Below are 13,756 nucleotides of genomic sequence, written 5' to 3'. Positions count from 1 at the left end.
TTGGCTTCAAGTTCATTCTTACTCGGCCATTTAAAATCGAGAAGCATTTCAAGTTCATCCTTGTAGGGCAACAAGGGTTCAAATAGCCTATGATAACCTTTTCCTATTGCGCCACTGAATAGAGTCAATTTAGGGTTTTTGTTACCACCCCTAAGTACATGTTCGTTTGAAATACCTGGATATGGATCTATATAGTATATTTCTGTGATGCCAAGCTGGTAGGCTTTCTTTGAGCACAATTCACATGGGCTAGCAGTTGTAAATAATATGCCATCTTTAAGGCCTTGTCCCCCGTGCTTAGATATCATCAAAAATGCGTTTTCTTCCGCATGTAGTGACCTTGTATGAACTTGATTATCACCGTTCTTAAGACAGTTTCTGATGTCTTTAAAGCAAAAGGGAAGATTTCGTCCCTGTAGCATATCCACTCTTGGAGAAATTTTCTGCACCCCTAATGTTGACTCTATCATATTCCTAAATTCTGGATTGTTATTCTCATAGTCGCTGTATGCTGCCTTATCGTCGTGTTTATTTAGGCTCGTGGAACTTCGCAGAATGCATGGTACCTGCCCTTGTGGAGTATTGTTCCATCCGACAGCCTTAATTGTTAGATTTTGATCAGTCACTACGGCTCCCACCTGCCTCGATATACAGCCAGAACTCAACTTTGCGCTGTAAGCAATTTGCATTGCGTGTTCATAGGATGTAGGTGTAACTAGACCGGGGTGCATGATGAGTGATATATACCAGACTAATTGACGTGTTAGGAAACTCAGGTCATCTTCTCCGAGGCTCGGATTGGGAAAATAAATGTCTGCCATCTCAATGCATCTTTTTATATTCTGAGAGACAAAGAATTTGTTACCTTCAGGTTTATCATCGTACTCTTTTTTGTCAATCGCTTGAACTTGAGAAGGGCTGTAGTCATACGATTTCTGTAGCCTTTTAATTCGATCATCGTTTGGACAATTGACCGCCAATAAATAGAAAGCAGCATAACGATCATGGAAAAAGGTTGCTTCAAAAGGGTTCCTAATAGCATCGATGACGATTAAATTTTCACTATCCTCTCTCTTGGCTAAGTGTCTGAGGACTTTTATTAGTTTATTTGTGCTCTTTGCTATAGTAAATATGTGTGATGGAGAAAAGGAGTCTTTTATTGCGCCTCCAGAAGACCTGATGTTGTCACCAACTATCTGGTAAACTTTTGTGTAGCTATCTTTCGAAAGCCTCTGCAGTGAATCTTTCAGCTTTGAAGAGAAAGCTGGTAGCTTTCGTAAATAAAACTCCAGTACTGAATCAGCCTGACTAAAAAGCGCTTCGTCATCCTCATCATTTAATTTCGGTAGACTTTCCATATAATAGCGTAGTTCTTTAAACTCTATTTCAACTTCCTCTTTCAGTCTTCTGATGGCCCGTTCTTTGTCAATGGGTACTTGACGTTCCAAAGAATCCTTAGCGATTTCATTGACAGCAAAGACAGCAAACTCGTCAAATGATTCAATGAGGATAAAGGATGTGATGATGTCCCTTATTTGAATCCACTGAAATTGCTTCCAGTTGTACTTAGCGAAGTCGAAGACGATGCGGTACTTTCTTTCTTCGTTTGTCCGGAATGATCCTGATTGCGGCTTTGGGGGTTTCAATTCGGGCCATGGTTTGGTCATCAGTTTCGCAGTAGTGCTGCACCCTGACCCTGTTCTACCTGTCAAACCAATAATTATGAACTTCTTTCTTTCTTCATATAGTGCTTTGATAGCTGGCGCTCTCTGGGACATTGTATGTCTTCCTCTCCTTACAAGTAATCTTGACTGAAGGAAAAATCTAACGGGGCCGTTGACCGGCGTGCACTATCGCGTACGGTCTGACGGTTTGGTCGCCTTCCGTCCAACCCGTGAACCCACATGCATCTCAGACGCCCCGTCATCTTCCCTGTTGAACGCGACCTTGTAAATCCTCCTTCCGTCTTTCCCTGTTCCAATGAGTTTCCGACCGTCTTCAGAGAGTTCGAGTTGATAGGAGTCCATGCTGTAGGTGGAGTCCTTGCCCCGCACGACGAAGGTGTAGTTCACGCATGCCAAAGAGACCTTTCGGCCATCGACTCCTCCGATTAGGACTTCTTGAACAACGCTGGGAACCTCATCTACGAAGTAACCCACTGTAGCGATCCCAGAAAGTTCCTTCTTGTTCTGAGAAAGGGAAAGGCGCAAGTCGTAATCGCAGTCCTCACTGATTGAGCACTTCCACTGGCCGGCCACCGCAAGGACTTGCTCCTCCTCCTTCTGTTTGGTCTGGGGCACAGGTATGACGGAGGGGAAGGCTGGCGGTTGGACGGCAGCTATGCCCTCCAGGTGGGATGAGACATCTTTCACGCGCAGGACGTTCTCAAGCATGTTCTGTAAGGCCGCTGCAAGACTTGTGCCCCAATAGGGGTCATTCGTATCGTAGTATATGTAGCGAAGTGATTTGAGATCGAATGGGACATCGTCTTCCTCCCGAGTTATGATGATTACGGCTTTGCCGATAGCATGTGCCAATCCGACCTCATATAACACGTTTGGGTTCTTACTTGTCAGTTCGGCGACGATGGCGCGTGCAGAGCGGATCGAATGCCAGATGTCATCAACGATTCTTGCCTTTGCATAGATTTCGTCGCCCCGAATGGCAACCAGGTTTGCCTTCTCAATGGCCGGCCGGATCACGGTCTCATACTCAGCCGTGTATAGTCGGTCAAACGGCATCGCGACGAAGCACGTATTCTTGAGTTCACCAAGGTCGACTGTAACCTGCTTAGCCTTGTCATGGCACATTGTTTTCCTCCGATGTCTCTGGCGAACTTAATATTATCCATCAAAAATAGCATCCCTAATTGAGTACCTTCCTGGATGCTATGCCTCAAATAAATGGCTTGACACCCCATAATCTCTATTCGATCAGGAGGCATATGCTCCCAATAGAGGAGGAAAGATATACCTCAAACGAATCGCCGGGGCGCAGAAGGAAACCATCCCGCACTTGAATCTTTTAATTATAAAATCAATTTCTTAGGGTAATGTCAATAGAAAAGTGATAAAAAAGAAAACGAAAACCCTTAGTTTTTAGCAACAGCCCAGACTTCTTTGGTTATCTTCCAGATATTGCACATGAGGCATCTGGCCAGGCAGTGATGGGTGATTTCAAGGCTCGGGGCTTAAGGCTTGGCATGCTTACCGGTCCACTTCAGATACAGAAAACGGATGCCATTGATCAGCAGCCGGCCGGAAAGTTAAAAGATCGATTGCGACATTATCCTTTCAAAAAGACGGATTTAAAAGTCGGGACCGGATTAAAGATGAGTTGAGAAGTGTGCCATTTTATTGCCGCATCCCTCTCGAACTCTTGGTTGGAATATGAAATCAGCCATGAGACACTTTGGCGTGTAACTTCAATCCAAGTGCATCTATAACCTTGAGAATAGTGTCGAAGCCGGGACTGCGTTCACCAGAGAGCGCCTTATAGAGACTCTCGCGGGATAAACCGGCATCACGGCCAACCTGCGTCTTCCCTTGGCACGGGCGATATCGCCCAGCGCTTTGGCGATAAATGTCGCATCACCGTTGGCCTCTTCAAAACAAGCCTCAAGATAAGCTGCCATTTCTTCCGGGGTTCGGAGGTGCTCTGCAACATCATAACGAGTGGTCGTTGTTTTTTTCATGGTTTGCTCATATAAATTACGTGCGAAACGTAAAGCGGTTTTAATGTCTGAGGCCTGGGTACGTTTATCTCCTCCTGCCAGCAAAATCAAAACCGAAGATCCCCGCTTTGTCTAAAGGGGTCTGCCCTTAACTCTTATTACTTTATAAAAACAAATAAGAGTCAAGGACAGACCCCTTTAGTACCCTTTATTCGTTTTTTCGAAAAGCCGCCTTTTTGCCATCAAAAAACGCAATATAGACCATTTTTAGGGGTAAAGTTTTCAATAACATTTATCATATCAAATAGTTCTCGTGGCCCGACCCCTGTTAGCGTGGACCTTTCAGGATCGTCTCAATCCTTAGTGGTTCTGTCTTCAGGGTCCATTTGGCTTCTTCAGCCTTGGGATTTCTTCAGGCTCAACTAAGAGCCGTACGGACCTTGCTTGCCCTGGAACACGAGTGATGAACCCCTTTTCCTCCAGCTTTAAAATCATTTGGTGGATCGTCGGCGGGGTCGTCCGGAAGAAACGTTCCAGATCGACTTCAGCCGGGGGGCGCCCGCTTATTATCGTGTAGTTGTATATGAACGCCAAGTACTGGCCTTGCTTTTCAGTGAACCTATCAACCATCCGGATTATCATCCTTTGACAAAACGGGTTGCTCGGTGGTGGCGCACGCTCTTTGCGACATCCGCTTCAGCAGTAATGTTATACGAATTTATATGCTATCTTGTATAGATCTTCGATTACTTCAATAAATGATTTTGACAGGTCAATCTCGACTATTACTGTGTTCGGGCTGGTCCAATTTATCAGAGAAACTGATCGGTCACTGGGATTGAATATAGCCAAGGCATTTTGGAATTCCCGCCAGCGTTTATAGCCGAAATTCTTGATCGATAGAAATCTCCGCCGGCCTATTTGTTTCAACTCATTTATTGCGATCGGGTCGCCGAAATTGTCACGTATCCCATTTTCGACAATAGTGGGAAGATTCAACTCCCTTGCAATTTCACGGACACTATACTTTTCCACTGGTGACATCTTCTTCATTTATCTCGTTTGGATCAAGTACCAAGCTCTTGAAGTAGGATAGAAGACAATGACGAACTAATCGGTGGAAAAAGTCCGCCCGGGGCAGCTTCTGATCTGCCGTGTATGACCTGCTTTGCCAGGTCATACCTACCGAGGGGTCCATGTGCCATTCGGGAAAGGCCGGACTGTAGTGTGAGAGATACATGGGGTACCCGTTGTGCAAATAACCGGAGCGGGCATCGTAAATCGCTCCAGCGACAGAGGAAAGCGTCGCAGGTGTGATCTGGGTGTGTGCTGGCTTTTCGGGCATGCCTTCGAAGAAACCAGGGGAAAATCTTTCGAGAAAGGCAACGAATCTCGCCTTGGCTCTCCGAGTTTCTAAGAGGTTCTTCAGTCCCTGTATTTCAGAGGCTGTGAGTTTATCCAACCGAAACAGGTCTTCGGCCCTCTTATTTAGGAGCGGGTCATTTGAAATGGATTGATTATGAGCAGCCGTCTCTACAGCAGCAACCAACCTGACGAACACCATTTCTTCGTCAATACCAATCTCGCGCAAAGCCCGCGCGTAGTGATTTGCCGCGAGTGCAACGCTGAGATGATGTTTTGGAGGGATAAGCCGTATCTCTTTGAGGAATACGGGAAGCTCTATTGCAAGATTTCTGTCGTTGGCAGAGAAGATCACTGGATCGATGTTGTGGCCGAAAGCGATCCGTGGCGGTGAGAATTCACTCTTAATGGGTACCCCGTGAGAGGTCAAGCGGCCAACGGTGGTCGAGAGGACATAGAACCGCGCCTGTAGACAGAGTGAAGCTATCGCGATCAGTTCACCTATCTGTCCTTCTCGAAAAAGATAACCCTTACGCTTCCCGTGCGTGATAGAGGTCGATTCGGAGCCCAGTCGTACTCTCAAGATATACTTGAACAAGCCCGTACTATCGGGACTGTGGGTTGTGGGTCCGAAAAGGATTGCGCCATCATCGTAGTCAAGAAGTCCGGTAATACGACTTTCTGAGCCTATTTCGGCGTTAACGGTGTCAAACTCCTCCAAGGCGTTGTTCCCTTCCAGATTACGAATCCACAGCATTCGGTCATCGGATTTGGTCATATTCGCTCTCGCAGATAACATTGAGTTGACTTGCCGGTGGTGTATCCGGTCAAGTCGGACGATTGGTTGGCCCTTGCTACTAATCCTTTGCCCTTAACCGTTTTCGCCAATAGAAAGGTCGCCGTTTCTGGTGAGCACAGGCTACGATGCGAATTCGATCTGGATAAACAGCATAGATCAGATTGAAGGGAAATCGCCACAAAGGCTTTCTCCTCGCTCGCCTTCCGATTCGCTGGGAAGCCTCGGGGTTAGTTGAAATCTGGTCGAGCCCTTGTTCAACCTCTCCGAGAAAGTCCGAACCAAGGCCAGACTTACGCACCTCGTAGTACTGCGCCGCCTCAGTGATTTCGTCGTCAGCATCAGGATGGAAAGTAATCACTTTCACGAGATGGCAGCCCGCGCTCGGCGAAGCACCTCTTCAGCTGGTATTTCAGTCACTTGCCCACGCTCCATCTCATCCAGGCGGCGCTCTGCCTCCTCAGCCCACAACGCCTCGACCTCCGCTTCAGACAACTCGTCGAGGCTTTCGACTATCCACTTTGCAAGCGTAGCCCGGTCCTTTAAACCCAGTTTCTTGATCTCGGTTTCGATTTCTTTGAGGCTCATATGCCCCCCTTTCCGTGTTCATGGTGTTATCGTCATCCATTCCCGGATGTCCTTTCCTACGTTCTACTTCATTGTCGGAGCCTCGTCGGTAATAGATACACCAATCCGATTCTTGCCAGCGTTTGGCCCCTGACCGTAAAGCACCCATACACGATCCAAGGGATCGTCGTCTTTGGCCTTCTTCAAGTTCCCTGTGAAGGAAAAAGTCGTTCCCACTTTTGGCAACTTGTCGGTCGGCAGTTTGTCAAACGGGATGACGAGAAAGACGTCGCTGAGTACAAGATTGTCTGGCATTGCCGTCGCCTTTGGGAACTCCACTCCGACATTACACGTCCGCTTTTCTTGATCCACTTCAGCCGATGTGACCTTTCCCGTCCATGAGACCTTTCCCACGAAACTCCTTGCGAGTTCCCCATGCAGTTCCTTTCCGAAACCGTCCTTCAGTACGACCCATATCGACGTGCCATCCTGTTGGCTAAAGACGTTACGACTTCGCAGGCTTTGGGTAAGTTGAAAGTCATTGGGGATTTCCGCTTTCTTTGCGATGGCTGCAACCGCCGACGCAAAAGCAGCCATATCATTTCGCCAGGATTTGTCCGCCGGGGCTTGAACCGAAGTTTTCTTTTCCGTTGTCTGACCATAAGCCGAGATTACTGTTGCGATCAAGACCAATAACGACCATGTGATGATTCTCCTCATAAGATTTCCTTTCCCTCTCCGCTTTCTGCCAACATAGTACTATGCCTCAAAAATAGCATCTCTATTTCACGAATTCCCGGAATGCTGATCCTCAAATAAATGGCTTGATAGCCCATAATCTCCATGCGATCAGGAGGCCTATGACCCTAATAGAGGAGGGATGATATGCCTCAAACGCATCGCCGGGGCGTGGCGCCGCTGGACCCCCAGCCGCGCTGGCCTGATGGATACATTGCCGTACTGCGGGAAGCCGGGGCCCAGGAGAAAACCCTCCCTTACTTGAATCTTTTAATTTATAAAATCAATTTCTTAAGGCAATGTCAATCGAAAAGTGTTAACAAAGAAAACCCTTGGTTTTTGACAGCGACTCAGACTTCTTTGGGTATCTTCCAGATGTTGCATATAATGCATCTGGCCAGGCAGTGATGGGTGATTTCAAGGCTTGGGGCTTGGGGCTTGGCAGACCTGGGGCGCGGGCTGCCGGTCCACTTCAGATACCGAAAACGGATGCCATTGATCAGCAGCCGGCAGGAAAGTTCAAAGATCGGTTGCGACATTATCCTTTCCGAAAAACAGGTTTGAAGGTCAGGACCGGATTAACGATAAGTTGAGAAGTTTGCCATTTTATCGCCGCATCCCTCTCGAACTCTTGGTTGGAATATGGAATCAGCCATGAGACACTGCGGCGTGTAACTTCAACCCAAGTGCCTCTATAACCTTGAGAATGGTGTCGAAGCCGGGACTGCGTTCACCAGAGAGCGCCTTATAGAAACTCTCGCGGGATAAACCGGCATCACGGGCGACCTGCGTCATTCCCTTGGCCCGGGCGATATCGCCCAGCGCTTAGGCGATACATGTCGCATCACCGTTGGCCTCTTCAAAACAAGCCTCAAGATAAGCTGCCATTTCTTCCGGGGTTCGGAGGTGCTCTACGACATCATAACGGGCGGGAGGCCCGATTTTGGGCGGGTCCACTGGATTGACGGGTTCGGTGGTTATCGGTATTTCCTCAAAGTTCATCATTCTTCTTCTGTCGAACGGCTGCTTTTTTTCTTGTCTGTACTCTGGTATCTGTTTGCTGCTTTTCCTCTGAAATGAACCAGGTCTTTTCGTTTTGTTCGTGACCTGGGTCTTCATACGGTTTCACATATACCACGATGGCGGCTTCTCCTATTTCTTCCTTCAAGCGGCGACTAAGGGCCAAACCTTCCTTATGAAACGATGCCCAAGGAAAACTGGGATTATCGAGTGCACCTCTCTCGAATTGCCCGATCCAGTCGGCAAAGTCTTTCTGGAGGTGGTCTGAGATGTCGAATTGGTCCATGCCTGTATGGTGGCTATTAGCTATGTTGATTCCAACGTAGTCGGATTCATCGGAGGTGTCCTTAAGCCAAGCGTAGGGTCCAAATCCAAAATCAGCCATGATTGTGATCGTCTTATCGGGTTTCATCAGTATCTTTTCTATAATGAATACGGTGTTGATCCGTGGCATGCAGCTTGCGGGGCCGAAGACTCATGCAGCAAGGGTCTTCATGTCCAATGAGCTGGTTGATGCCGCCTCGGAGCCATCACCGGGAAGCATACGCCGTTTCCTGCTGACCCGGTGCATGCATGATTATGTGATCTTTGGGGTCGTGCTTTTCTCGTACAGGAATTCCGGGTCAATGTCCAAATGGTTTGCCCATTCTATGCTGTAAAATTTGACAGCTACAGAGGAAAACATGGATGGGTCTTTCAGGTCGGCGAATCTGCCGATATTGAGGTATGGCGAAACGTCGAAGACCCTGTCTTCACCATTCCCGAACTGGAGCAGCAGACGATAACCGTCCAAGGGTTTTACGCTTTTGACCGGTGGATACATGAGAACATTGATATGGTCGGCATGGCGTTCCTATTGTATCATTTCTTTGCTTTGCACAATATATTAAATGGTTTCCTTTTAATATCAGGAAGTTCCGAAATTGTCAATATCAAATATAATCTTGCCCCCCTTCACTATCCTTCCCGAAAAACAGATTTAAAGGTCAGGACCGGATTAACCGGATGGAAACAGCGGTTTTTCAGGCATCCCCACCAGACCCCCGCTTGATAAGCGAGTTGATCCAGGGTGAAATAAAAAAGAAAGGAAAAAAAGTTGAGGCGGGGTTTCTTGATAAAATATTCCACGGCGCCATTTAAAAGATGCAGGCCGATCAAGGCCAGAGAAATCATGGGCAGGAAGGGAAAGATGAGGAGGGGAACGAAAAGATAATAACGGGAGAAAAAGGCAGCCCAATGATAAAAAAAGGCCAGATACTCTCTGATGCCGGCCAGCAAAAGGCTTTTAAACCCAAGAGGAATCCGGCGGGAACTTAAGGCAATAAAACGGATGATGGTATCCAGAAGAAAAATACCGCTACTGACTCCGAGAAGAGGCCAGGAGACAAAAATAATCCCCGAGATCAGAAATATCCAGAAAAGAGACTCGGCAGGAAGAATGAGGAGTTGTTTTCTCCTCCGGCTGTGCCAACGCTGCAGCCAGGGTTCGGAGGTGCCATATTGAAAACGGCGCAGGCAGAAGGGCCACAGGCTGTTGCGGTGTTGGTGATAGACCGTGCCCTGGGGCCGGTATTCGACAGGGAATCCGTCATCCTGCAGCCTCCAGCAAACATCCACGTCTTCCCCTACAAAGAGATCTTCTCGGAATCCGCCCAATTTTAAAAAATGTGTTTTTATGACCAGGAGGTTACAGGAAGGAAGATAAAAGAAGCGGTCTTCTTTGATGGAGCGTTTAAACCAGGAGCCTATCTTCAAGGAAGATTTGACTTCTTCATAGCGATCCAATCCATTATCCCCGGAAAAGGCCTCCACAACCCCTCCGACAGCACCAAGGTTCGGATCTTTAAAGGCCGGGACCAGTTCTTTTAACCAAAGCGGTTCAGCCAGACAGTCTGAATCGATAAAGGCCAGGATCTCCCCACGGGCTTCCCGGGCGGCCAGGTTGCGGCAATAAGAGGCCTGTTTATGTTCTTTTAAGGCTATTAATCTGACCGGAAATCCGGAGACTACCTCGGGGGTCCGGTCCGTGGAGTTATCATCGATCACCAGGATTTCTAATTTTTCTGCGGGATAATCGATATGGAGCAGGGATTCCAGGCAGGCCGCGATGGCTTCCGGTCTGTTCCGGACCGGAATAATGATCGATACAAAAGGAAATTCCGACAGGGGAGAAATACCTTCAAATTCCAGGAACCCCTTTTCGACCAGGCTGTTCAGGAAAAATTCGCATTTATCCGCAGGGACTGAGGAAGCCAGGGTAGCTAAATGTTCAAGGGGTATGAACAGGTCTCCGGATAAGGTTTCCAGCAAAGGGATCCAGAAAGGGTTGAGGCGAAGGGTCTTGAGAGGAAAATCCAGGACCAAAAATGGGGCGCCGTTTCTTTGAGAATAATGGACCGATTTCCGCAGCCGGTAGGCCAGGGGCTTAATTATCGGGCCGACCATCCGGCATCCACGGTAATTACCGATCCGGTAATGGACCGGCTTTTATCAGAGACCAGCCAGCTTACGGCCTGGGCAATATCCTGGGGGGGTATCCGGCGGTCCTGGAAAAGGTGCTGTTGGGCGAAGTGTTCATAGGGGTCGCCCTCGTGTTGAATTTGGGAGGCCAGACCCTCCAGCATAGGGGACTCCGTGGTTCCCGGACACAAGGCATTGACATTGATATGATGATCGGCCGCCTCCATGGCCAGTGCCTTGGTCAGGCCGATGATCCCGTGCTTGGCGGCACAGTAGTGCACGCCCAGTCCTAATCCGCGCAGTCCGGCCACGGAGGAGATATTGACGATCTTACCATAACGCTGTTTGATCATTGGATGCAGGGCGTACTTGCAGCAAAGATAGGTCCCCTTCAGGCAGACATCAACGACTTCATCCCAGGCCTTTTCAGACAGACCGGTGATTGGATATAGGGAAACCACCCCGGCGTTATTGACCAGGATATCCAGACGCCCGAATCGGTCGATCACCTGTTGAAATGCAGCTTTCACCTGGACTTCCTTCCGGATGTCGCAGGTCAATCCCAGGGCCTTAACCCCCATTTTGGAAATTTCCTGAACGGCTCTTTCCAAATCATTCGGCCCGGCCAGGGCATAAGGGATGGTTTTTAAGTCCCGGCAAATATCAACCAGGACTATCGAAGCACCTTGGGCCGCCAATTCTTTAGCTATGGCCAGACCGATATTTCGGGCCCCGCCGGTGATCAGGGCCAATTTGTCTTTTAAATCCTGTCGCTTTTTTTTCGCCACTATTATTATCTATCCTTTTCCGCATTAATTCCACATGCCACGCTTAGGGCGTGGCACAACGAAGCATGAAAATGGTTTACTCCGAACTCCGAACTCTAAACTCCGAACTGGTTTTTCCGGACCTTGAACCTTGAACCGTATTTTCGTACTAATCGTGTGGGTTCCGTTATCACTCCACCCACCCAACAGGTTGCTTTAAAAATTTGTGCTCTCTTAAAAAATCCATGATCCCTTCCACCTGTGATTCAGGGCTTCCGGTTAACCTGGCCCCCATCTTTTGGATGCGGCTGCCCATCAGAAGCTGCTCGATCCGTTCATAAGCCGGCCGGGAGCAATCCGGTGCCGGGACTATTTTAGGCCGAGGTCGCGGAGGAAAAACTTCTGTAGTTATTGTCCGGGGTTCCGGCATAGGGTCCTGAATCTTTATTTTTTGAATCGGTATGGACCAGGCCTGTTTTTTATCGGGATAGGTGGGAAGAAGCGAACCTTGGGCGCCCATATCGACACTGAAGACCGCCGGTAAAGGGCAAAGAAGGGATTCCCGTATCCCCCGCCCGCCGCTCCGTTGAACGGTCCCTGAATAGCCGTCCGGGGAGACCGTCAGTTGGGTAATGGCCGAGACAAAGGGCCGGCCCAGGTGATGGGCCAGAAAGGCCCCCACTTGGCCGTTTTGTGTATCCAGAGACTCTTTCCCACAGAGAACTAACCGAGCCTCCAGGTCTTTTATGGCCTGGGCCAGGTAACTTGATTTAGCCCAGGGATCCACGACCCCCTCTTGATCTATGTGATAAATGCGGTTGGCACCCAGGGCCAGACAACGTCTCAATTCGGCTTCTGCGATAAGGGGTCCCAAGGTCAGGAGGAAAATCTCTCCCCCTCCCAGGGCTTCTTTGACGGTTAGGGCCAAACCCAGCGCTGCTTCGTCATAAGGATTGATGCGATAGAGGGTGTCTTCAGGGGCCAAAAAATGCCGGTCCGGATCGAAACCGCTCCGGCAGTAGGTATGGGCTATTTGCTTGATGCAGACGATGATCTTCATGAATCAACGCACCTCTAAAGAAGCCGCTACGATTTCGATGACATCCTGTATGACCGGCGGGGTTTTTATAGCCTGGGAGCGGACCCCGTCTTCCAGCATGGTCAGACAGTAAGGGCAGGCGGTGGCCACCAGGTCCACACCGGTACTTAAGATCTCTTCGGCCCGGAGCTGATTGATGGGACGCCCGGCGGTTTCATGGAGCCACAAATGCCCGCCGCCGCCTCCACAGCATAAGCCGTTTTCCCGGTTCCGGGGTAATTCCTGATAGGCTATATCCGGAACGGCCCACAGGGTTTCTCTAAGGGGTTGCACTTTTTGATTGGCCCGGCTTAAGTAACAGGGGTCATGAAGGGCCACCTTTTTCTTTAAAGGATATTTTAACATAATTCGCTTCTGCATAATCAAATCCCTGACCAGTTCGGCGGCATGAAGGACCTGGAATTTTCCTCCTAACCCGGGGTATTCGTTTTTCAGGGTGTTGAAACAATGGGGACAGAGGGTCACGATCTTTTCCACCCCGTAATGCTGCAGGCGGCTGATATTTTTTTTGGCCAGATCCATAAACAAGGCCTCCTCTCCAAGCCTCCGGGCCGGGTCCCCGCAGCAAAACTCTTCTTTTTCCAGAAACCCGAAACGGACTTGTCCGGCTTGCATAATATCCACCAAAGCCCTGGCCACGGCCTGGGTGCGGGGATGAAAAGCTCCAAAACAACCCACCCAGAAGAGCACCTCAGGCTTCAGGCTGTTCGCGGACATGGGGCTGAGGCCGAGATTCATGGCCCATTCGGACCGATAGGCCATTCCTTTCCCCTGGACATCCCCAAAAAGCTCCAGGTTCCTGACCACCGGCCTGACCTCTTTGGGTAACAAGCCCTGACCGAGAACCCGGTACCTTCTCAGGTCCATAATCTCCCGCAGGGGTTGAATGAAAACAGGGCATTGTTCCAGGCAGGCCATACAGGTCGTACAGTCCCAGATTTCTTCATCACTGATGACCTGGCTGAGTAAGGGCAGGTCCGTATCGGCCCCTTCTTTTTTCTGGTGAGAAAGCGCCTCCATCTGACCCAGGATCTTTTGCATCACCTTTTGGGGAGAGAGCGGCTTTCCGGCAAGATAGGCCGGGCAATTCTGCTGACACCGGTTGCAGGAAACACAGGCCTCGGCATCCAACAATTGTTTCCAGGAAAAATCGTGGATCGTTTTGGCCCCCAAGGCCCCTTTTTCCAAGGTGAGAGGATAGAGTTCACCGGGATCCTGTCGGCTGCGATAATAAACATTTAAGGGGGCGGCGACCAGGTGACGAAGAGAAGTAA

Annotated in this window: 14 protein-coding genes and 2 pseudogenes; 1 reads left to right on the top strand and 15 read right to left on the bottom strand. The window is 49.2% G+C overall.

What is annotated here, in order from left to right:
• The 8 genes and pseudogenes from HY879_12590 to HY879_12555 form a co-directional block, all read right to left on the bottom strand.
• Positions 1 to 1,778: hypothetical protein (locus HY879_12590; GenBank protein ID MBI5604180.1), on the bottom strand; the 1,778-nt coding region annotated here is incomplete at its 3' end.
• 72 nt (positions 1,779 to 1,850) lie between these two features.
• A complete protein-coding gene (locus HY879_12585) occupies positions 1,851 to 2,810 on the bottom strand; it encodes a hypothetical protein (GenBank protein ID MBI5604179.1) in 960 nt (319 codons plus the stop codon).
• Positions 2,811 to 3,395: 585 nt separating this feature from the next.
• Positions 3,396 to 3,694: pseudogene (locus HY879_12580) on the bottom strand (putative addiction module antidote protein).
• 354 nt (positions 3,695 to 4,048) lie between these two features.
• A complete protein-coding gene (locus HY879_12575) occupies positions 4,049 to 4,303 on the bottom strand; it encodes an SOS response transcriptional repressor (GenBank protein MBI5604178.1) in 255 nt (84 codons plus the stop codon).
• A gap of 391 nt (positions 4,304 to 4,694) precedes the next feature.
• Positions 4,695 to 5,813 (bottom strand): hypothetical protein, encoded by a 1,119-nt coding sequence (locus tag HY879_12570; GenBank protein ID MBI5604177.1) that lies wholly within the window; start codon positions 5,811 to 5,813, stop codon positions 4,695 to 4,697.
• A gap of 79 nt (positions 5,814 to 5,892) precedes the next feature.
• Positions 5,893 to 6,198, bottom strand: coding sequence for a type II toxin-antitoxin system RelE/ParE family toxin (locus tag HY879_12565; protein ID MBI5604176.1), 306 nt, complete (start codon positions 6,196 to 6,198; stop codon positions 5,893 to 5,895).
• Positions 6,195 to 6,419 carry an addiction module protein gene (locus HY879_12560; GenBank protein MBI5604175.1) on the bottom strand — a complete coding sequence of 75 codons (225 nt, stop codon included), beginning with the start codon at positions 6,417 to 6,419 and terminating at the stop codon, positions 6,195 to 6,197. The genes HY879_12565 and HY879_12560 overlap by 4 nt, the downstream gene beginning before the upstream one ends.
• Positions 6,420 to 6,482: 63 nt before the next feature.
• Complete coding sequence (locus HY879_12555; GenBank protein MBI5604174.1) at positions 6,483 to 7,118, bottom strand: hypothetical protein; 636 nt, start codon at positions 7,116 to 7,118, stop codon at positions 6,483 to 6,485.
• Positions 7,119 to 7,283: 165 nt separating this feature from the next.
• Between HY879_12555 and HY879_12550 the strand changes: the two genes are divergently transcribed.
• Entirely contained in the window at positions 7,284 to 7,544 is a 261-nt protein-coding gene (locus HY879_12550) for a hypothetical protein (GenBank protein ID MBI5604173.1), read from the top strand.
• Between the two features lie 240 nt (positions 7,545 to 7,784).
• On the opposite strand, the pseudogene HY879_12545 reads toward HY879_12550, so the two are convergent.
• The 7 genes and pseudogenes from HY879_12545 to HY879_12515 form a co-directional block, all read right to left on the bottom strand.
• Positions 7,785 to 8,024: pseudogene (locus HY879_12545) on the bottom strand (putative addiction module antidote protein).
• Between the two features lie 103 nt (positions 8,025 to 8,127).
• On the bottom strand, positions 8,128 to 8,568 hold the full coding sequence (locus tag HY879_12540) for a hypothetical protein (GenBank protein MBI5604172.1): 441 nt from the start codon (positions 8,566 to 8,568) through the stop codon (positions 8,128 to 8,130).
• Between the two features lie 165 nt (positions 8,569 to 8,733).
• Positions 8,734 to 8,979: a DUF2442 domain-containing protein gene (locus HY879_12535; GenBank protein MBI5604171.1), complete on the bottom strand. Its 246-nt coding sequence runs from the start codon at positions 8,977 to 8,979 to the stop codon at positions 8,734 to 8,736.
• 134 nt (positions 8,980 to 9,113) lie between these two features.
• Entirely contained in the window at positions 9,114 to 10,601 is a 1,488-nt protein-coding gene (gene mftF, locus HY879_12530; protein MBI5604170.1) for a mycofactocin biosynthesis glycosyltransferase MftF, read from the bottom strand.
• Positions 10,586 to 11,404: a mycofactocin-coupled SDR family oxidoreductase gene (locus HY879_12525; GenBank protein MBI5604169.1), complete on the bottom strand. Its 819-nt coding sequence runs from the start codon at positions 11,402 to 11,404 to the stop codon at positions 10,586 to 10,588. Before HY879_12525 ends, mftF begins: the two co-directional genes overlap by 16 nt.
• A gap of 169 nt (positions 11,405 to 11,573) precedes the next feature.
• Positions 11,574 to 12,443 (bottom strand): electron transfer flavoprotein subunit beta/FixA family protein, encoded by an 870-nt coding sequence (locus HY879_12520; GenBank protein ID MBI5604168.1) that lies wholly within the window; start codon positions 12,441 to 12,443, stop codon positions 11,574 to 11,576.
• A gap of 3 nt (positions 12,444 to 12,446) precedes the next feature.
• A partial coding sequence (locus HY879_12515) for a (Fe-S)-binding protein (GenBank protein ID MBI5604167.1) occupies positions 12,447 to 13,756 on the bottom strand: 1,310 nt, incomplete at its 5' end.

Source organism: Deltaproteobacteria bacterium, assembly GCA_016219225.1.
In the GTDB taxonomy this organism is placed as follows: domain Bacteria; phylum Desulfobacterota; class RBG-13-43-22; order RBG-13-43-22; family RBG-13-43-22; genus RBG-13-43-22.
The sequence above is the reverse complement of the archived record's forward strand: the minus strand, read 5'-3'. Positions and strand labels throughout refer to the sequence as shown.